Origin of the sequence: Pseudomonas entomophila (assembly GCF_023277925.1) — a bacterium.
In the GTDB taxonomy this organism is placed as follows: Bacteria; Pseudomonadota; Gammaproteobacteria; order Pseudomonadales; family Pseudomonadaceae; genus Aquipseudomonas; species Aquipseudomonas entomophila_D.
This window is the reverse complement of record NZ_CP063832.1, coordinates 4,419,786-4,439,466: the sequence shown is the minus strand read 5'-3', so window position 1 is coordinate 4,439,466 and position 19,681 is coordinate 4,419,786. Positions and strand designations below refer to the sequence as shown.

The window sequence follows — 19,681 nt, the reverse complement described above, 5'->3', positions numbered from 1 at the left end:
ATCCAGGGCGAAGACCAGGCACGCCAGGACGTAAGCAACGGCTATGTGCAGAACGCCGCGACCCACAAGGTGTTCGCCCTGGGCGGCATTCTCAGCAATACCGACTTCGCCTCCACGCAGATGGCCAGCCTGACCTCCGGCGGCATCCGTCCTGGCGAAATGCAACTGGACCCGAACGCCCGCCCCAACAGCCACCTGTCGAAGTTCTACCTCGACCAGCCAAGCACCAGCAGTTTCGATTTCAGCCTGCGCAACGCGGTAACCCTCAACGGCCTGTCGGCCATGACCACCCGCAACACCTACGTCGACCCACTGCTGCTCGACCTGGGCGGCGAAGGGGTGCGCATGACCGACCTGAGCGATGCGGTGCTGTTCGACACCGACCACAGCGGCACGCTCAAGCGCAGCGCCTGGGCCGACCGCAAGACCGGCATGCTGGTGATCGACGACGGCAGCGGCCAGGTCAAGGACGTCAGCCAGATGTTCTCCGAGTACTACAAGGGCAAGGCCGGCGTGAACGGTGCGGCCGGCGAGGCCCGTTTCAAGGACGGCTTCGCCGCGCTGGCCAGCGAGGATGGCAACGGCGATGGCGTCATCGATGCCCGTGACCCGATCTGGAACCAGCTGCGTGTGTGGGTGGATGCCAGCCATGACGCCCGTGTCGACGGCGGTGAGCTGAAGACCCTGGCCGAACTGGGCATCACCCGGATCAACGTGCGTGCTGCCGGCACGCCGGGCGAGACCCGCGATGGCAGCCGTGTGCTGGCCCGGGGTTCGTTCACGATCGGCGGCGCCAGCCGGGAAGCGCTGGCCGTGGACTTCCTGGGTGACCCGGTAAGCAGCACCACCACCCGCCAGGGCGACGGTATCCGTGTGGTCTCCAGCAGCGACGGCGCCACCACCATCGCCTACAGCAGCACCAGCAACCAGGGCGAACAGCTGGACGCCACGACCCTTAGGGTGAACAACCTGTATGGCGGCAGCGGCAACGACCAACTCACCGCGGCGGCCAGCGGCAGCTGGCTGGTCGGCGGTGCTGGCAGCAATACCTACATCGGCGGTGCCGGCGACGATGTCTTCGTCATCAGCGCCAGCGACAACCCACAGAACATCCACGGCAACGGTGGCCGCGACACGGCGCTGATCGTCGGTGACCAGGGCGTGGAGCTGAACATGGCCAAGGCCGGGCTGACCATTGCCCAGGGCGGTCGCGGCGACGATGTGATCCGCAGCGGCGGCGGTGCCGGCGTATTCATCAAGGGCGGGGAGGGCAATGCCACCCTGATCGGCGGCGCGGGCAACGATGTGCTGGTCGGTGGCAGCGGCCACAACACGCTCATCGGCGGCAGCGGCAAGGCGGTGATCTATGCCGGGCCCAATGGCGACCTGATCTACGCTTCCGCAGGCGGTAGCATCATCCACGCCGGTGGCGGCAACGATGTCATCCACGGCGGTGCGGCTGACGATGTGATCGAGGTTGGTCACGGCAACGCGCAGATCGACGGCGGCGGCGGCACCAACCTGGTCACCCTGCACGGCAAGTACAGTGAATACCGCATCACCCACACCAGCAACGGCTACCAGGTAGCCGACAACGTGACCGGTCGCGATGGCACCGTGCAACTGCGCAATATCCAGAAGCTCAACTTCGCCGATATTTCCGCCGTCGACCTGTCCAACCCCAACGCCATGCCGGTGGCCGATGTGCTGCGCCTGGACAAGGACGGCCAACGTTTCGACCGCCAGCGCACGCACCTGATCGCCGCCGCCAGCCTGCTGGCCAACGACCTGCTGCTCGACAGCAAGGGCGGCCTGCGCATCGACAACGTCGGCGACGCCACCGGTGGTTCGGTCAGCCTCACCGCCCAAGGTGACGTGCTGTTCACCCCACTGGCCGGCTACACCGGCATGATGGGCTTCAAGTACGGCATCATCGACGCCCAGGGCAACAAGTCGGCCTCGGTGGTCGACCTGGGCAGCGGCCAGACCGCCCCCATGCGCGCCAGCGTGACCCTGCTCGATGCCGGCATGCCAAACGACCCGCTGGCCGCGCAGCAGTGGTACCTGAGCGACACCAACGTGCTGCCGGTGTGGCATGACTACACCGGCAAGGGCGTGCGCATCGCCATGTTCGAGCCCGGTGGCGAATTCGCCACGGCGCCGGAAATCTTCGACATCCAGCACCCGGACCTGGCCGCCAACGTCGACCAGGCCTGGCTCAAGACCCAGCGCGACAAGGGCATGCTACCGGAACTGGCCTCCAACCACGCGACCATGGTCGCCGGGGTGATGGTGGCCGGGCGCAACGACCAGGGCGGCGTGGGCGTGGCCTATGACGCCAAGCTCAGCGGCTTCTACCTGGCCAACAAGGGCGACGACCTGACCGGCCTGGGCAACATGGTCAACTACGATGTCGCCAACCACAGCTGGGGCTTCCAGCACGACTTCGCCATCGGCAACCTGCAGAACGGCGCCATCGACACCGCCAGCGCCCTGGCGGCCAACGCCCGCTATGCCGCGCACAACGGTCGCGGCGGCCTTGGCACTGTGATCGTCACCGCAGGCGGCAACCAGCGCGCCCACGGCGGCAGCGCCCAGGGTTCGCTGACCAATAACAACCGCTTCTCGATCGAAGTAGGGGCGATCAACGCCCATGGCGACCTGTCGACCCTGCAGATCGGCTCGACGCCGTTCTCCAACCCCGGCGCCAGCCTGCTGGTCTCGGCCCCGGGCAGCAATGTGCTGTCCACCAGCCGCCTGGTGGAGACCGAGCGCGGCTCGACCTTCGGCAACGACTACACCAGCATGCAAGGCACCAGCTTCGCCGCGCCGATCGTCTCCGGCGTGGCCGCACTGATGCTCGAAGCCAACCCCAACCTGGGCTACCGCGACGTGCAGCAGATCCTTGCGCTGTCGGCCCGCCGAGTCAACGACAGTGCCACCCGCTGGGATGACAACGGCGCGCGCAACTGGAACGGCGGCGGCATGCACACCAGCCACGACTACGGTTTCGGCGAAGTGGACGCCCGCGCCGCCGTGCGCCTGGCCGAAAGCTGGATGACCCGCAGCACCGGCGCCGACGAAAGCGTGTTCAGCGCCAGCAGCGGTGCCTTGGGCAAGACCCTGGCCGGCGGCGCCAGCCTGAGCAGTTCGGTGCAGATGGATGCCGGGCTCAACGTCGAGCACGTGGAGATCGACCTGGACGCCAGCGTCGGCCGCCTCGGCGACCTGACCGTCACCCTGGTTTCGCCCGACGGCACCCGCAGCATCCTGCTCGACCGCACCGGCAAGGTGCCGCAGGGGATGGCCGGCGCCAGCGACGCCGACATGGGCAGCACGCGCTCCGGGGCCTTCAAGTACAGCTTCATGAGCACCCGCGACTGGGGCGAACGCTCGGCCGGCACCTGGACCCTCGAGGTCAAGGACGCCAGCAACGGCCAGCCGGTGACCCTCAACAACTGGGCCCTGCGCCTGTATGGCAGCAAGGCCGGCGCAGACGACACCTACTTCTACACCGACGAGTACCTCAAGGCGGTGCAGGGCCAGGCCAGCCGTGGCGTGCTGGATGACGCCGGCAACGGCACCGCGGGCGGGCGCAACACCCTCAACGCCGCGGCGGTCAGCGGCGATGTCCAGGTCAACCTGGCCACCGGCGTGGCCAGCATCGGCGGCGCGGCGCTGACCTTGCGCAACCCGAACGGCGTGCACAATCTCATCAGTGGTGACGGCAACGACACCCTGGTGGCCGGCAACGCCGATGCCCTGCTCGATGGCGGCCGAGGCAACAACAGCCTGACCGGCGGCAGCGGCAAGGACTACTTCGTGGTCCATCGCCGCGAGGGCGGCCAGGACACCGTGCACAGCTTCGAAGCGGCGAAAGGGGAGGTCATCGACCTGGTCGGCTTCACCGGCAAGACCTTCGCCGACCTGACCCTGCAGCAGCAGGGCGCGGATGTCCGCGTCGACCTGGGCAACGGCCAGCACATCCTGCTGAGCGGGCAATCGCTGGGCAACATCAGCGCGGCGAACTTCCAGTTCCAGGACCGCTTCGTGGCCCCGGCCAACTATGTCGACAGCAGCCGACCGACCGTGGACACCGGCACCGTCGCCGGCACCGTGGTGCTCAACGGCGGTGGCCAGGGCGTCAGCTTCAGCAGCGGCGCCGACGGCCAACTGGTCGCCGCGCTGGCCGGCAAGGTGTACAGCCACGACAGCGCCACCTCGGACCGCTTCGTCATCAGCCACCAGCTCAACGCCAGTGACTACCACAATGCCTTGCGCGGCTTCCGTCATGGCATCGACAAGATCGACCTGAGCCAGGTCGGCGTCACCCGTTTCGAAGAGCTGAGCATCGTCCAGAAGAACCGCGGCACCATCAATGGCCTGTCGCAGATCCATGGCGTGGAACTGAGCACCAACGTGCTGCGTGGCGCGGCTCAGCCGGTCAACCTGGCCTACCTCGACGCCATCGAAGTGGCCCAGCTCGATGCCGGCGACTTCATCTTCGCCAGCGCCCACCTGCCGGTGGAGACCGGCCAACCCGCGCTGCCGGGGATCGACCTGTCGCTGCCGGACCGGGTCAAGCCCATCGAGATCCCCGACCGGCTCACGCCGATCATCGAGCGGCCTGATATCAAGATCCCCGATGTCCGGGTTCCGGACTTCAGCATTCCGGATCACCGGATCCCGGATCTGAACGACCTGCTCAATCGCGGCACGGACGACTGGCGCAAGCGCTTCGATGACCACCCGAGCGTACCGACCCGGCCGGTCGAGATCCCTGACATCCGGCCAACGCCCATCGAAATCCCGGAGGTCAGAATCCCTGACCGACCAGCGGTCGACCTGCGCCCAAGCACCGATATCGACTCGATCCTCGAAGAAGCGAGGCGCCGGCGCGAGCAGATCATGGCGGAAAGCGACCGCCGCATGGAGGAGATGCGCAAGCGCTTCGATGACCATCCGAGCGTACCGACCCGGCCTGTCGAGATCCCTGACATCCGGCCAACGCCCATCGAAATCCCGGAGATCAAAATCCCTGACCGAACGGAGCTCGACCTGCACCCAAGCACCGATTCCGGCTCGCTCTACGAAGAATCGAAGCGCCGTTTCGAGGAACGCAAGCGCGAGCGGATCGAGCGTGATTCGGTGACACTGCCGGACATCAAGCCGACAGTCATCGACCACCGCGACTTCGAGGTCAAGGTGCCGGACATCGACACAAGCAGCGATTTCAAGCGTCCCAAGCCAGCCGACACCACGCCTGCAACACGCCCAGTGGCCAGTACCGCGCCGGCCCAGGCCTACCAGCTGATTGCTGCGGGCCAGGCCTGGAGCGCCGGTTCGCTGGGTGGGCTGTTCGGTCAGGCATTGAAGGATCCGGCACCCGTCTACCAGGTCAGCCTGGCCGACGGCTCGCCACTGCCCGCCTGGATGAGCTTCGATCCCGCCCAGGCTTCGCTGACGGGGACACCGTTGGCCGGCCTGAACGCGATCTACGACATCAAGGTCAATGCCGGCAGCGAAGCCAGCGCCGTGTTGCACCTGATGGTCCAGCCGACGCTGCTGACCGTGCCGACGTTCGACAGCGTGACCCTGGCCGACGACCAGTACGCGGTGAACCTGAGCAACTCGTTCACCAAGGTGACCGCCAACGGCGGGCGCCATCTGGCGCTGCTGGGCAACGGCACCACGGCCACCTTGCTGGGTAAGGAAGACCAGCAGGTCTTCGCCACAGGCTCCGGGGCCGAGGTGACCTTGGGCGACGGCAACAACACGGTCAAGGGCGGCGTCGACAAGCTGGTGGCCGGCCATGGCGACAACCTCGTCGAAACCACGGCCTCGTTCTCCAACTTCACGCTGGGCAATGGCCAGAACACCGTCAAGGGCAGGATCGACAAGCTGGTGGTCGGCAATGGCGACAACCACATCGAAAGCTCGGGCTCGTCCGCCAAGATCACGCTGGGCAACGGCCACAACACCGTCAAAGGCGAGGTCGGCAATCTGCAGGTCGGTGATGGCAACAACCAGATCGAAAGTTCGGGTTCGTTCGCCGAGATCACACTGGGTAACGGCCGCAACAGCGTCAAAGGCGCGGTGCGCAAACTGGTGGTCGGCGATGGCGACAACCACATCGAGTCATCCTCCTCGTTTGCCGACATCACCTTGGGCAAGGGCCACAACGACCTGGTCGTCACAGGCAGCATGAGCAACGTGAAGGTCGGCGAGGGCCGTACCGAAGTCGCGTTCAAAGGCAACATGAGCACCCTGACCTTCGGCAAGCCCGTGTTGCCCGAACAGCTGTGGTTCCAGCACCAGGGCGATGACCTGCTGATCAGCCATATCGGCAGTGAACAGCAGGTCACCCTGGATGACTGGTACGCCAGCTCGCCTGCCCGGGCCGGCAACATTGTTGCCGGTAACGGCCAGCGCCTGTCGGACCGCGATGTCGAGCAACTGGTCCAGGCCATGGCGGCGTTCGCACCGCCCGGCGCGGCAGCCACCAGCTTTGACGCGGCGCAGGCGCAAGCCTTGCAGCCGGTGCTCGCTGCCAACTGGCGCTAACGCCTGATGCCTGGAGGCTTGCGAGCCTCCAGGTGACGGCATCCTGATCAAAACAACGCCATCTGCCCGCCTGGCGGGCAGAATGCGCTGCAATCCAGCGCCAACCCCTCCCGCCCTTCAAACCCCAGCCGCCTGGCCGCCTTGCGAAAGCGCTGCGCCAACAATTCGGCGAACACCCCTTCACCGCGCATCCGCGCACCGAACCGGCTGTCGTACAACTCACCACCGCGGCTCTGGCGAATCAGGCTCAGCACATGGGCGGCGCGCTGTGGATAGTGGTCCTGTAACCACTGCTCGAAAAGCGGCGCCACTTCCAGCGGCAGGCGCAGCATCATGTACGCGGCGCTCTGCGCGCCGGCCTCCTTGGCCGCCTCCAGCAAGCGCTCCAGTTCACTATCGTTGATCATCGGGATCATCGGCGAACACAGCACACCCACCGGCACACCCGCCTCGCGCAATACCCGGATCGCCCGCAGACGCGCCTTGGGCGCCGCCGCGCGCGGCTCCAGCGTGCGCTTGAGTTCGTCGTCGAGAGTAGTAAGGCTGATCATCACCCGTGCCAGGCGCCGGCTGGCCAGTTCGCTCAACAGGTCAAGGTCGCGCAGTATCAGCGAACCCTTGGTGACGACGGTGACCGGGTGGCGGTAGCGCAGCAGCACTTCGAGCAGACGTCGGGTGAGCTGCTGTTCGCGTTCGATGGGCTGGTAGGGGTCGGTATTGGAGCCGAGGTTGATCGGCGCGCAGACATAGCCAGGCTTGCTCAGCTGCTGCTCGAGCACTTCGGCGGCGTTGGTCTTGGCGATCAGCTTGGTCTCGAAGTCCAGGCCGGGGGAGAGATCCCAGTAGGCATGGCTCGGACGGGCATAACAGTAGATGCAGCCATGCTCGCAGCCTCGGTAGGGGTTGATGGAGCGGTCGAAGGGCAGGTCGGGGGAAGTATTGCGGGCGATGATGGTCTTGGCCGTCTCGATCCGCACCTCGGTGCCCTGGGTGAGTGGGGCTTCCTGATACCAGCCATCGTCCTCGACCACGGAAACACTCGGGGCGAAGCGGTTGTGGGGGTTGCAGGCAGTGCCGCGGCCACGGAGCGGGGCTGGTTTCATGATGGAAAACCCGGATTACTGTATGCACATACAGTAATCCGGGTTTGGATGGAGTGCCAGTGCCGTCAGGCGGATTCAGGGGCCGCCACGATGGCCCGCAAGGCGGGCCCGGGCTTACTCTGGCTTCTTCAACTTCGGATTGGGGAAGAACTGCACGGTCTGCACCTTGGCCGGCGCCGCCTTCGGTTCCAGGTGGTTGACCCGGGTACCCAGCTCCTTGGGTACCGACAAACCCTGTTCGTTGAGGGTGTCAGTGAACCCGCAGGCCACGCACTCGCGGTGCGGTACGCCGTCCTCGTTCCACATCATCAGCTTGTCCATCTCGCTGCATGCCGGGCAAACGGCCCCGGCGATGAAGCGTCGCTTGGTCTTGCTCACGGCTACCTCGCTCATGCCGCCGCGTCCTCGGAGAGACCGCAGTGGCGCAGCAATGCATCGATGGAAGGCTCACGGCCACGGAAGTCGACGAACAGCACCATCGGCTCCCGGGAACCGCCACGGGCCAGGATGGCTTCGCGGAAGGCGCGGCCGGTCTCGGCATTCAGCACACCTTCTTCCTCGAAACGCGAGAACGCGTCGGCCGACAGCACTTCAGCCCACTTGTAACTGTAGTAACCCGCCGCATAACCGCCGGCGAAGATGTGCGCGAAGCTGTTGGGGAAACGGTTGTAGGCCGGCGGGCGCATCACCGAGACCTCTTCGCGCACGCCTTCGAGCACCTGCAGCACGCCGCGGCCGTCGCCATGAGTGGCGTGCAGCTCGAAGTCGAACAGCGAGAACTCCAACTGGCGCACCATCATCATGCCGGACTGGAAGTTCTTCGCCGCCAGCATTTTGTCCAGCAGGTCCTGGGGCAGGGGCTCGCCGGTCTCGTAATGGCCGGAGATCAGCGCCAGACCTTCCGGCTCCCAGCACCAGTTCTCCATGAACTGGCTGGGAAGCTCCACCGCGTCCCAAGCCACACCGTTGATGCCGGACACGCCGGCATGCTCGATGCGGGTCAGCAGGTGGTGCAGGCCGTGGCCGAACTCGTGGAACAGCGTGGTGACTTCATCGTGGGTCAGCAACGCCGGCTTGCCGGGCGTGGCCGGGGTGAAGTTGCACACCAGGTTGGCCACGGGGCTCTGCAGCGCGCCTGCGGCGGTGCGGCGATGGTCGCGGGCGCCGTCCATCCAGGCACCGCCACGCTTGTTGGCGCGGGCATAGAGGTCGAAGAAGAAGCGGCCGACATGCTGGCCGTTTTCCTTGATCTCGAACAGGCGCACGTCCGGGTGCCAGCTGTCGAAACCTTTGAGCTCGGCGATTTCGATGCCGTACAGGCGCTGGACGATGGCGAACAGGCCGGTCAGCACCTTGTCGATCGGGAAGTAGGCACGCAGGGTTTCCTGCGACACGCTGTAGCGCTGCTCGCGCAGCTTCTCGCCGAAGTAGCCGGCGTCCCAACTGGCCAGCTCCGGGGTGCCTTGCTCGGCGGCATAGGCCTTGAGCTGCTCCAGGTCCTGGGCGGCGAACGGTTTGCTGCGCTTGGCCAGGTCACGCAGGAACGTCAGCACCTGGTCGCTGGACTCGGCCATCTTGGTGGCCAGGCTCAGTTCGGCGAAGTTCTTGTAGCCCAGCAGCCCGGCCAGCTCCTGGCGCAGATCGAGGATCTCTTCCATCACCGGGCCGTTGTCGAACTGGCCAGCGTTCGGGCCCTGGTCGGAGGCGCGGGTACAGTAAGCGGCGTACAGCTCTTCGCGCAGGGCGCGGTCACTGGCGTAGGTCATCACCGCGTAGTAGCTGGGGAATTCCAGGGTAATCAGCCAGCCGTCGAGGCCCTTGGCCTGGGCGGCGGCGGCCATCTGCGCCTTGGCCGAGTCGGTCAGGCCGGCGAGGGCGGCCTCGTCGGTGACGTGCTTGGTCCAGGCCTGGGTGGCATCGAGCAGCTGGTTGGAGAAGCGGCTGCCCAGCTCGCTGAGCTTGCTCTGCACTTCGGCGTAGCGCTGCTGCTTGTCGGCCGGCAGGTCGATGCCCGACAGGCGGAAGTCGCGCAGGGCGTGGTCGATGATGGTCTTCTGCGCCACGTCGAAGCCGGCGGCCTCGGGGCTGGCGGCCAGGGCCTCATACGCTTCGAACAGGGCGCGGTTCTGGCCCAGCTCGGTGGAGTAGGCACTCAGGGCCGGCAGGCACGACTCGTAAGCCTCGCGCAGCTCCTTGCTGTTGCACACCGCGTTGAGGTGACTGACCGGGCTCCAGGCGGCGCCCAAGCGGTCGTTGAGCTCGTCCATCGCCAGCACCAGGCCGGCCCAGGTCGGGTTCTTGCCCTGCTTTTCGAGTAACTCGGCGATGGCCTTGCGGTTGTCGGCGAGGATCTGCTCGATCGCCGGCAGCACATGCTCGGCGCGGATTGCCGAGAAGGGCGGCAGATCATGGGGCTGCAGCAGCGGGTTGTTCGCACTCACGGTTCGGGTACCTTGGCAGGAGAAACACGGGACCATCTTAATTACAATCGACGCCGACCGCAGCAGGCAGCCTGCCTATCGGCATTGCAGAGGAACACTATCATGGCCCTCCGGACCTTCCAGCAACACTCGCCGAAAGTGGGAGCACGGGCCTTCGTCGACCGTTCGGCGGTGGTCATCGGCGACGTCGAGATCGGCGAGGACAGCTCGATCTGGCCACTTACCGTGGTGCGCGGCGACATGCACCGCATCCGCATCGGCGCGCGCACCAGCGTGCAGGATGGCAGCGTGCTGCACATCACCCACGCAGGCCCCTTCAACCCCGACGGTTTCCCGCTGATCATCGGCGACGAGGTGACCATCGGTCACAAGGTCATGCTGCATGGCTGCACCCTGGGCAACCGCATTCTGGTGGGTATGGGCAGCACGATCATGGACGGCGCCATCGTCGAGGACGAGGTGATCATCGGCGCCGGCAGCCTGGTGCCGCCGGGCAAGCGCCTGGTCAGTGGCTACCTGTACATGGGCAGCCCGGTGAAGCAGGTGCGCCTGTTGAGCGAACAGGAGCACGCGTTCTTCCCCTACAGCGCCGGCAATTACGTGAAGCTCAAGGACCAGCACCTGGCCGAAGGCTACGACCAACCGGAATGACCCCTTCGCGGGCGAGCCCGCGAAGCAGTCGACGATAGATTCAAGTGGACCCCGACATGCATCAGCAGAACATCCTCTTCGACCTCGACGGCACCCTGACCGACCCACGCTCAGGGATCACCCGTTCGATCCAGTACGCCCTGGCCAAGCTGGGCATCGACGAGCCCGACCTGGCCCGCCTCGAACACTTCATCGGCCCACCGTTGCTGCAGGCCTTCATGCAGTTCTACGGTTTCGACGAGGCCAAAGCGTGGCAGGCGGTGAACTTCTACCGTGAGCGCTTCAAGGTGACCGGGCTGTACGAGAACCTGGTATTCGACGGTGTGCCGGAGCTGCTGCAAGCCCTCAACGCCCAAGGCCGTAACCTGTACATCGCCACCTCCAAGCCGTGGGAGTACGCCCGTGAGATCGCCCGGCACTTTGCCTTCGACCAGCACTTCAAGGTGATCTACGGCAGCGAACTGGACGGCACCCGCACCAACAAGGTCGAGCTGATCCGCCACCTGCTGGACGAGGAGGGGCTCGACCCGTCGCAGACCTTGATGATCGGTGACCGCAAGCACGACCTGATCGGCGCCCGCAGCAATGGGTTGCAAGCCGTGGCGGTGGGTTACGGGTTCGGCAGCCGGGAGGAATTGACGGCCGAGATGCCAGCGTTCCACTTCGAGACACTGGCCGAGTTGCACCAAGCGTTCATGCACGGCTGAGTGTATCTACCCATCACCTGGAGCCGGTTTGCCGGCGATGGGCCGCAACGCGGCCCCAGGTTGCTGCAAACGCGCCAACGCCGCCTTGCGCTCCTCGATCGAAAGCCGCCCCAACGCCTCAACCCGCTCATAGAAGCGCGCCCAATCCCCGCCAACAGCGTTGAACAGCCGCGAGAACGCCGGTACCCACTGGTCATACAACCCAAACGGCAGCAACTTCGCATTGTTCAACGGCGCGTAGATCCAGGCATCAAAACGTCGATCACCCGCCCAATCTCGGTCCCGCACCTCGCGGTACTCCGTGCGCAACCGCTCGAACTCCGCCTGCTTGGCCGCCCGCTTGCCCGCCTCGTCCAGCGGCCCGGCATAGATCGCCTGTAACCGCTCACGGCTGGCCAATATCAACCGGGTGAACTGCTCACGTTGCTTCAAGCTGCCATCCTCGACCGCTGCAAGCCCACGCACCATGCGCCATTGTCGCGATCCCTCCTGCTCGACGAAGGTGGCAAACGACTCGTTGAACTCGGTGTCGTCCTGTACGTAGAAGCGCTGGTGCGCCAGCTCGTGGAAGATCACCGTGGCCAGTCGTTCATCCCCCCAGCCGACCATGCTCGAAAGGATCGGATCATCGAACCAGCCCAGCGTCGAGTAAGCCTCCACGCCGCCCACGTAGACATCCAACCCTTCCTGACGCATCAGCGCCGCCGCGCCACGGGCGTCGCCCTGCTGGTAATAACCGCGATAGGCCACGCAACCGGCGATGGGGAAACAATGGGTCACCGGCAGCAAGGAAAGCTCCGGGGTGGCGAACACATTCCACACCACGTAAGGCCGCCCCAGGTCGGCGTAGACGCGGTAACTGCCGTTGTCCGGCAGCTTCAGGTGCTCGCTGGCGAATACCCGGGCCTGCTCGGCGAACTGCAGGCGCTGGCGCAAACCAGGCTGGGTGGCAGGGTTGGCGATCACTTGCTGCACCGGCTGACGGGCTCGCAACAGCTGCCACTGGCCCCCGGCCAACTGGCCGTAGTAGCCCACGCTGGCACAGCCGTTCAGCAGGAGCGCGGCCGCCAGGGGAACAAACCGGATGAAAACACGGTCCAGAGCCCGACGGCTGCAGCGCATGAAAAGAAAAAGTCCAAACATCGAGGCTGTCTATCTCGCTCGTCGGCCGAATGCGACCAAGACTATCTCGCCACGGGGAAGCTTCGCCATGCGTACTTTGTTTGCCGCCAGCACGCTCGTGCTGCTTTCAGGCTGTTCCACATTGCCAGACCCAGACCCGAAACAGGCCTGGATCGACCTGGCCCCTGGCAACAACGATTCGCTGCACGCGGTGCAGGTGGACGAACGCGACTGGGCCGACACCCGCTACTTCGAAGTGCAGCCCGGCAATCATGAGCTGACCGTGCGCTACCAGTTCCCCGTGGCGCCCAGCAACATCGGCGCGGTGGACGAGCCGCTGTGGCGCGATTGCCAACTCAACCTGACGTTCAAGGACTTCGCCGCCGGCCAGCGCTATCAGATGCAGGCGGGCAGCATTGGCTTCCGCCCCTGGATCAAGCTCTACGACCAGCAGCAGAAACTGCTCGGCCAAGGCGAACCGGCAGGTTGCCAACGCAGCTGAACCCCGCAAATGGCGCTATGCTTGTTTGCTGTGAACCGCGAGCGGGAGTTTCGCCATGCGCCAGCCCATGATGCTGTTCGCCATCAGCGCACTGGGGGCCTGCGCCAGCCCCTTGCCACCGGTCGACCCGTCCAAGGCCTGGGTCGACCTCTACACCATCACCCCTGGCCGCACCATCATGGCCGACCGACTAGATGGCAAGCGCCTGGATGACGGTCGCTACTTCCAGGTGACGCCCGGCAAGCACGAACTGGTGGTGCGTTTCGACTTCGAAGTCACCTCAGGCTTGTTCACCACAGACCCCAGCGAACGCACCTGCTACCTCACCGTGCGCTTCAACGACTTCAAGGCCGGCGAACGCTACCGGTTGGAAGCGCGGGCACCGGTGATGCAGCCGCAGGTGTTGCTGTACGACGCCAGTCGCAACGTGGTGGTGAACGAACCCAGCGAAGTGTTCTGTATTCCATAGCAATGTGGCCTCGCCTGGCCCTCGTAGGAGCGGCTTCAGCCGCGATACAGGCTACTCGGTCCTGGCACCGGCCATGTCGGTGTTCGCGGCTGAAGCCGCTCCTGCTGGGGGCACGGCAAGATCGCTGATCTTACCGGTCGTTCTTCTGGTAGATGATCTTCTTCGTCCCGCCATCACAACTGCCCACGACCATGTTCGGGTCGCTGACCTCGCTGTTGGGCACGATCTCCAGTGTGTAGGAGGTGACCCCGCGCGCCTGGATCTTCGCCTCGATCTCGGCCTTCAGTTCTTCGCACGGCTTGGGCGCGGCCAGTGCGGCCGTGGCCAGCAGGGATGCCAACACGGCGATTGCTACGCGGATCATGGAACGGCTCCTGACAGGGCAGACACGCTGCCAACGCTGGTTAGACTACAGGAAACCGCCGCCGTTGCGCCTCGGGGCATATGCACGCAGGCATTGAATCCTTCGAATGTGCCCATACAAAGTCCCAAAGGCCCCTGGCCAACCACTGATTGCGGAGGCTCCGATGACGCACCTGCGAGACCTGAAGATTTCCACCCTCGACCTGGTGCCCGTGCGCGCCGACGGCGGCCCGGCGCAGTCGCTGCGCAACTCGCTGGACCTGGCGCAACATGCCGAGCGCTTCGGTTACCACCGCTTCTGGGTGGCCGAACACCACAACATGGACGGCATCGCCAGCTCCGCCACCGCCGTGCTGATCGGCTACCTGGCCGGTGGCACCTCGACCATTCGCATCGGCTCCGGTGGCGTGATGCTGCCCAACCATGCGCCGCTGGTGATCGCCGAGCAATTCGGCACCCTGGCCAGCCTGTACCCTGGCCGCATCGACCTGGGCCTGGGCCGTGCGCCCGGTTCCGACCAGATGACCGCCCGTGCCCTGCGCCGCGAACGCTCCGGCAGCGCCGATGACTTCCCGGACGATGTGGAAGAACTGTCGCGTTACCTCGGGCCGCGTACCGACGACCAGAAAGTCATCGCAGTGCCCGGCCACGACACCGAAGTGCCTATGTGGCTGCTCGGCTCCAGCCTGTTCAGTGCCCAGCTTGCTGGCATGCGCGGCATGCCCTATGCCTTCGCTTCGCACTTCGCGCCGCGCTACATGCACGAAGCCATCCGCATCTACCGCGACCATTTCAAGCCCTCGACGACGTTGGACAAGCCCTACGTCATGCTTGGGATCCCAATGGTGGTGGCCGAGACCGACGAGAAGGCCGAGTACCTGGCGACCTCGGTGTACCAGCGCATCCTCGCGCTGATCCGTGGCCAGAGCCTGATACAGCGCCCGCCAGTCGAAAGCATGAACGGCCTGTGGCTACCTCACGAACGAGATGCGGTGAGCAGTTTCCTGGGGCTGGCGATGATCGGCAGCCCCCAGAAAGTGCGGGCCAAGGTGGAGGTGCTGCTGGAGCAGACCGGCGCGGATGAGCTGATCTTCACCAGTGACCTGTATGAGCATGCCGACCGGGTCAGGTCCTATGAGCTGATGGCACAGGCCCTGAAGGTGCAGGAGCGGCTTCAGCCGCGAACACCAGCGTAGCCGGTGCTACTCACCGCGTCGCTTGCTTCGCGGCTAAAGCCGTTCCTCCAGACGGCAGTGTCGTTGTAGGAGCGCTTTAGCCGCGAAGCATCCACCGCATCAACCACGCCGGTAGACAATCTCCTTGCGCCCAGCCTCGCAGGTGCCAACCACCTTGCCCGCCGGCTCGCCCTTCTTGACGATCTCCAGTGTGTAACCCTTCACACCCTTGGCATCCAGCTTCGCTGCAATCTCCGCCTTGAGCTCCTCGCACGGCTTGCCTGCCGCCATCGCGCCACCGGCCAACACCATCAGCCCTACAGCCAGCATCAACTTCTTCATCGATCGCTTTCCTTGTATAGATCAAAGACGAAAAGGGCGCGAAGCCCGCGCCCTGGAACCTTAACTACCCGATACGGCCGGGCAAGCCTAGCCCAACTTCCCTTCAGCTGTTGGCGATGCGGAACCCGACCTTGAGCGTCACCTGGAAGTGCGCGGCCTTGCTGTCGCGGATATGCCCACGCGTATCGACCACCTCGAACCACTCCAGGTGCTTGATGCTCTTGCCGGCCTCGGCCAGGGCATTGTTGATCGCTTCTTCGATGCTGGTGGACGAGGACCCGACCAGCTCGATCTTCTTGTAGGTGTGATGATCGGACATCAGTGTTCTCCTAACGATGAAGTGTCAACTGAGCCTAGCAGTGCAAAATCCGATCGCACTTTCGCCGGCCTGCGCAGTCGCAAACCTTACAGCCCACACTCGCGAAGGAGAGTCACCATGGCCCACAACTCGCTGCGCAAAGCCTCGCTGGAAAGCATGGAAGCGGAGATCGAGAGCCTGCTCAAGACGCTGGAGCACCTCAAGCACGATGCTTCGGAAGAGTCCCACAAGACCATGAAGGCGTTGCGCGGCAATGCCGAGAACGCCCTCAAGCACTCGCGCAGCCTGCTCAGCGATGCCTACTCGGAAGTGAAGACCCGCACCCGCCAGACCGGCGTCGCCACCCGCGACTACGCCCAGCAACACCCCTGGACCACGGCTGGCGTAGCCATCGGCGCCTTGGGCCTGCTGGCCGCCTACCTGATGTGCCGTCGCGACTAGCCTGCCTGCTGCTGCAGCTCTCGGCGCAGCCACTGCGCCAGCTGTTCGGCGCGCCCGTCCGCGGCGCGCCGAGGTACCCACAAGGCCAGCGCCGCGCGGGTGGGGGAGAACCCCCACGGCGCGGCCAGCCGTCCGGCTTTCAGGTCGTCCGCCACCAGCGGTTGTGGCGCGATGGCCACGCCAAGCCCCGCCACTGCCGCCTCCAACAGGTAGTACAAATGCTCGAATGCCTGGCCGTAACTCAGCGCGCCGGGCTCGATGCCATGCTGCTGCGCCCAGGTCGGCCAAGCCTGAGGACGAGAGGTCGTGTGAAGCACCGCCTCTCGTTGCAAAGCCACGGCTGGCGCGGCCTTCAAACGATCGAAGCCTTCGAAGTGCGGGCTCATCACCGGGCCGATCCGTTCTTCGACGAGCACGTGCACCTGCATGTCCGCCGGCCAAGGTGGTTCGGCATAAACCAGCAATGCGTCCAACCCTGGACGGCGTGGGTCGAGATCGCCTTCGCCCGCCGACAAATGCAGGCGCAATTCCGGCAGATCGGCTTTCAAGCGTCCCAGGCGCGGGATGAACCAACGTGCCAACAGGCTGCCGGAACAGCCGAGCACGAAGGGGGCTTCGCCAGAATCGCGGGAAAGCTCGGCGCAGACGCTGCGCAAGCGATCGAAGGCCTCGGCGCTGGCATCGCGCAGACGCATGCCGGCATCTGTGAGTTTGACGCCACGCCCGTCCTTGACGAACAAGACCACGCCCAAATGCGCTTCGAGCACCTTGATCTGCCGGCTGACGGCACCGTGGGTAACATGAAGCGCTTCGGCCGCCTGGCTGACGCTATTGAGCCGGGCGGTCGCCTCGAAGGCCCGCAAGGCATTGAGGGGAGGAAGGTCATGGGCCATTTGACTTGTGAGTTTTCCTGACAGGTTCGCGCAATCTTATCGGTTTTCAGCCGCCCGCGTCGTGGTTAGAGTAAAGCCCATCACTCATCCAATACGCCCTGGAGCGCCCCATGACCCAGACCCACTACCGCGCCGGCCCCGATGCCAACGGCCTGTTCGGCTCATTCGGCGGCCGCTACGTGGCCGAAACCCTGATGCCCCTGGTGCTCGACCTGGCCCGCGAATACGAAGCCGCCAAGGCCGACCCCAAGTTCCTCGAAGAACTCGCCTACTTCCAGCGTGACTACATCGGCCGCCCCAACCCGCTGTACTTCGCCGAGCGCCTGACCGAGCACTGCGGCGGCGCGAAGATCTTCTTCAAGCGTGAAGAGCTCAACCACACCGGCGCGCACAAGGTGAACAACTGCATCGGCCAGGTGCTGCTGGCCAAGCGCATGGGCAAGAAACGCCTGATCGCCGAAACCGGCGCCGGCATGCACGGCGTGGCCACCGCCACCGTCGCCGCGCGCTTCGGCCTGCCCTGCGTGATCTACATGGGCGCCACCGACATCGAGCGCCAGCAGGCCAACGTGTTCCGCATGAAGCTGCTGGGCGCCGAGATCGTCCCGGTCACCGCCGGTACCGGCACCCTCAAGGACGCCATGAACGAGGCCCTGCGCGACTGGGTCACCAACGTCGACGACACCTTCTACCTGATCGGCACCGTGGCAGGTCCCCACCCATATCCGGCGATGGTCCGCGACTTCCAGTCGATCATCGGCAAGGAAACCCGCGCCCAGTTGCAAGAGAAGGAAGGGCGCCTGCCCGACAGCCTGATCGCCTGCGTCGGCGGCGGCTCCAACGCCATGGGCCTGTTCCACGACTTCCTCGATGATGCCAGCGTGCAGATCATCGGCGTCGAGGCCGGCGGCCACGGCGTGCACACCGACAAGCACGCCGCCAGCCTCAACGGCGGCGTACCGGGCGTGTTGCACGGCAACCGCACCTACCTGCTGCAGGACGACGACGGCCAGATCACCGACGCCCACTCGATCTCCGCGGGCCTGGACTACCCCGGCATCGGCCCGGAGCACGCCTACCTGCACGAAGTGAAGCGCGTGGAGTACGTCAGCATCACCGACGACGAAGCCCTCGACGCCTTCCACGCCACCTGCCGCCTGGAAGGCATCATCCCGGCGCTGGAAAGCGCCCACGCCCTGGCCGAAGCGATCAAGCGCGCGCCGAAGCTGCCCAAGGACCACCTGATGGTGATCTGCCTGTCCGGTCGCGGCGACAAGGACATGCAAACCGTGATGAACCACATGGCCGCCCAGGAGAAACAGGCATGAGCCGTCTCGAACAACGCTTCGCCGAACTCAAGGCCGAAGGCCGCTCGGCACTGGTCACCTTCGTCACCGCCGGTGATCCGGGCTACGACGCCTCGCTGCAGATCCTCAAGGGCCTGCCTGAGGCTGGCGCCGACGTGATCGAGCTGGGCATGCCGTTCACCGACCCGATGGCCGACGGCGTGGCCATCCAGCTGGCCACCCTGCGTGCCCTGGAAGCCGGCCAGACCCTGGCCAAGACCCTGAAAATGGTGCGTGAATTCCGTGAGGATAACCAAACCACCCCGATCGTGCTGATGGGTTACTACAACCCGATCCACCGCTTCGGCGTGGAGAAGTTCGTCGCCGAAGCCAAGGAAGCTGGTGTCGATGGCCTGATCATCGTCGACCTGCCGCCGGAGCACGACGCCGAGCTGGCTACCCCGGCCCAGGCCGCCGGCATCGACTTCATCCGCCTGACCACCCCGACCACCGACGACGCGCGCCTGCCGCGCGTGCTGGAGCGCAGCTCCGGGTTCGTCTACTACGTGTCGGTGGCCGGCGTGACCGGTGCGGGCTCGGCGACCACCGAGCATGTGACCGAAGCGATTGCGCGCCTGCGTCGGCATACCGACCTGCCGATCAGCGTTGGTTTCGGCATTCGTACGCCGGAGCAGGCTGCGGCTATCGCCCGCCTGGCCGATGGCGTGGTGGTGGGCTCGGCGCTGGTCGACAAGATCGCCCAAGCCAAGGGTGCCGAGCAGGCCGTGAATGATGTGCTGAGCCTGTGCTCGGCGCTGGCTGAAGGTGTGCGCTCTGCAAGGACTTGAACCATCTCGCGGCAGAAGGAGCGGGCAACCCGCTCCTTTTTTTGCCCTTACCTAGTATTTTTGCCAGTAGCGTAAACCGCCGACGAATTTCATGATTGGCTTCCAAATCTGCTGAAGGAATAGCTGTCATGCGTAAGATCGGAATCGCTGCACTGCTTGGCCTTTTTATGGTGGGCAACACCTTCGCCGCCACTTGCCCAGAAACGAAGAGCCTCAAGGAAGTCGCCGGATCGGAAGATGGTTTGGACGGTTACGTCTATTCCGTGGAAAGTGGTAACTGGAAAGGCTTCGCGCCAAATGCCGACGACGATGGCACTAAAGAAGTAGACCTTGCCACACTGAAACTCTCGGACTCGAAAACCACTGATACTTCTGTCATCTGCCGCTACACAGATGCCAAAGGCGGTGGACTGAGCCTTTCACAGAAGAAATGATGTAGCGGTGGGCAGCAGCAC

General features: G+C 65.0%; 18 protein-coding genes. 10 read left to right on the top strand and 8 right to left on the bottom strand.

The window, feature by feature from the left end:
• Positions 1 to 120 precede the first annotated feature (120 nt).
• Entirely contained in the window at positions 121 to 6,564 is a 6,444-nt protein-coding gene (locus tag IM733_RS19715) for a S8 family serine peptidase (protein ID WP_248921204.1), read from the top strand.
• 47 nt (positions 6,565 to 6,611) lie between these two features.
• On the opposite strand, the gene IM733_RS19710 is transcribed toward IM733_RS19715, so the two are convergent.
• The 3 genes from IM733_RS19710 to prlC form a co-directional block, all read right to left on the bottom strand.
• Positions 6,612 to 7,667 carry a PA0069 family radical SAM protein gene (locus IM733_RS19710; RefSeq protein ID WP_432760376.1) on the bottom strand — a complete coding sequence of 352 codons (1,056 nt, stop codon included), beginning with the start codon at positions 7,665 to 7,667 and terminating at the stop codon, positions 6,612 to 6,614.
• Positions 7,668 to 7,781: 114 nt separating this feature from the next.
• Positions 7,782 to 8,060, bottom strand: coding sequence for a YheV family putative zinc ribbon protein (locus IM733_RS19705; protein WP_240064141.1), 279 nt, complete (start codon positions 8,058 to 8,060; stop codon positions 7,782 to 7,784).
• Positions 8,057 to 10,144: an oligopeptidase A gene (gene prlC / locus IM733_RS19700; RefSeq protein ID WP_248918120.1), complete on the bottom strand. Its 2,088-nt coding sequence runs from the start codon at positions 10,142 to 10,144 to the stop codon at positions 8,057 to 8,059. Before prlC ends, IM733_RS19705 begins: the two co-directional genes overlap by 4 nt.
• 66 nt (positions 10,145 to 10,210) lie before the next feature.
• Between prlC and IM733_RS19695 the strand changes: the two genes are divergently transcribed.
• Entirely contained in the window at positions 10,211 to 10,759 is a 549-nt protein-coding gene (locus tag IM733_RS19695) for a gamma carbonic anhydrase family protein (RefSeq protein WP_248918119.1), read from the top strand.
• A gap of 56 nt (positions 10,760 to 10,815) precedes the next feature.
• Positions 10,816 to 11,466 carry an HAD family hydrolase gene (locus tag IM733_RS19690; protein ID WP_248918118.1) on the top strand — a complete coding sequence of 217 codons (651 nt, stop codon included), beginning with the start codon at positions 10,816 to 10,818 and terminating at the stop codon, positions 11,464 to 11,466.
• A 6-nt stretch (positions 11,467 to 11,472) separates the two neighbouring features.
• Here IM733_RS19690 and IM733_RS19685 read toward each other — a convergent pair whose 3' ends face one another.
• A complete protein-coding gene (locus IM733_RS19685; RefSeq protein ID WP_248918117.1) occupies positions 11,473 to 12,588 on the bottom strand; it encodes an aminopeptidase in 1,116 nt (371 codons plus the stop codon).
• Between the two features lie 88 nt (positions 12,589 to 12,676).
• Here IM733_RS19685 and IM733_RS19680 point away from each other — a divergent pair, with 88 nt between their 5' ends.
• Both IM733_RS19680 and IM733_RS19675 read left to right on the top strand, forming a co-directional pair.
• Positions 12,677 to 13,090 carry a hypothetical protein gene (locus IM733_RS19680; RefSeq protein WP_248918116.1) on the top strand — a complete coding sequence of 138 codons (414 nt, stop codon included), beginning with the start codon at positions 12,677 to 12,679 and terminating at the stop codon, positions 13,088 to 13,090.
• Positions 13,091 to 13,145: 55 nt separating this feature from the next.
• Positions 13,146 to 13,559 (top strand): DUF2057 domain-containing protein, encoded by a 414-nt coding sequence (locus IM733_RS19675; protein WP_248918115.1) that lies wholly within the window; start codon positions 13,146 to 13,148, stop codon positions 13,557 to 13,559.
• A 130-nt stretch (positions 13,560 to 13,689) separates the two neighbouring features.
• Here IM733_RS19675 and IM733_RS19670 read toward each other — a convergent pair whose 3' ends face one another.
• Positions 13,690 to 13,923 (bottom strand): DUF1161 domain-containing protein, encoded by a 234-nt coding sequence (locus IM733_RS19670; RefSeq protein WP_011531499.1) that lies wholly within the window; start codon positions 13,921 to 13,923, stop codon positions 13,690 to 13,692.
• Between the two features lie 163 nt (positions 13,924 to 14,086).
• Here IM733_RS19670 and IM733_RS19665 point away from each other — a divergent pair, with 163 nt between their 5' ends.
• The gene (locus IM733_RS19665) at positions 14,087 to 15,118 is read left to right on the top strand and encodes an LLM class flavin-dependent oxidoreductase (RefSeq protein ID WP_248918114.1); all 1,032 of its coding nucleotides are present in this window, start codon (positions 14,087 to 14,089) and stop codon (positions 15,116 to 15,118) included.
• A gap of 99 nt (positions 15,119 to 15,217) precedes the next feature.
• Here IM733_RS19665 and IM733_RS19660 read toward each other — a convergent pair whose 3' ends face one another.
• Together IM733_RS19660 and IM733_RS19655 are read right to left on the bottom strand one after the other, a co-directional pair.
• Entirely contained in the window at positions 15,218 to 15,439 is a 222-nt protein-coding gene (locus IM733_RS19660) for a DUF1161 domain-containing protein (protein ID WP_213659008.1), read from the bottom strand.
• A 103-nt stretch (positions 15,440 to 15,542) separates the two neighbouring features.
• Positions 15,543 to 15,758, bottom strand: coding sequence for a dodecin (locus IM733_RS19655; protein ID WP_248918113.1), 216 nt, complete (start codon positions 15,756 to 15,758; stop codon positions 15,543 to 15,545).
• 117 nt (positions 15,759 to 15,875) lie between these two features.
• Here IM733_RS19655 and IM733_RS19650 point away from each other — a divergent pair, with 117 nt between their 5' ends.
• Positions 15,876 to 16,199, top strand: coding sequence for a DUF883 family protein (locus IM733_RS19650; protein WP_248918112.1), 324 nt, complete (start codon positions 15,876 to 15,878; stop codon positions 16,197 to 16,199).
• Here the strand turns inward: IM733_RS19650 and IM733_RS19645 are convergent.
• Positions 16,196 to 17,092 (bottom strand): LysR family transcriptional regulator, encoded by an 897-nt coding sequence (locus IM733_RS19645; protein WP_248918111.1) that lies wholly within the window; start codon positions 17,090 to 17,092, stop codon positions 16,196 to 16,198. The two genes, IM733_RS19650 and IM733_RS19645, sit on opposite strands and share 4 nt — an antisense overlap.
• A gap of 110 nt (positions 17,093 to 17,202) precedes the next feature.
• Between IM733_RS19645 and trpB the strand changes: the two genes are divergently transcribed.
• The 3 genes from trpB to IM733_RS19630 all read left to right on the top strand — a co-directional run bounded on the left by trpB (position 17,203) and on the right by IM733_RS19630 (position 19,660).
• Entirely contained in the window at positions 17,203 to 18,420 is a 1,218-nt protein-coding gene (trpB, locus tag IM733_RS19640; RefSeq protein ID WP_248918110.1) for a tryptophan synthase subunit beta, read from the top strand.
• Positions 18,417 to 19,226: a tryptophan synthase subunit alpha gene (trpA, locus tag IM733_RS19635; RefSeq protein WP_248918109.1), complete on the top strand. Its 810-nt coding sequence runs from the start codon at positions 18,417 to 18,419 to the stop codon at positions 19,224 to 19,226. Before trpB ends, trpA begins: the two co-directional genes overlap by 4 nt.
• A gap of 128 nt (positions 19,227 to 19,354) precedes the next feature.
• Positions 19,355 to 19,660 carry a hypothetical protein gene (locus IM733_RS19630; protein WP_248918108.1) on the top strand — a complete coding sequence of 102 codons (306 nt, stop codon included), beginning with the start codon at positions 19,355 to 19,357 and terminating at the stop codon, positions 19,658 to 19,660.
• Positions 19,661 to 19,681 lie beyond the last annotated feature (21 nt).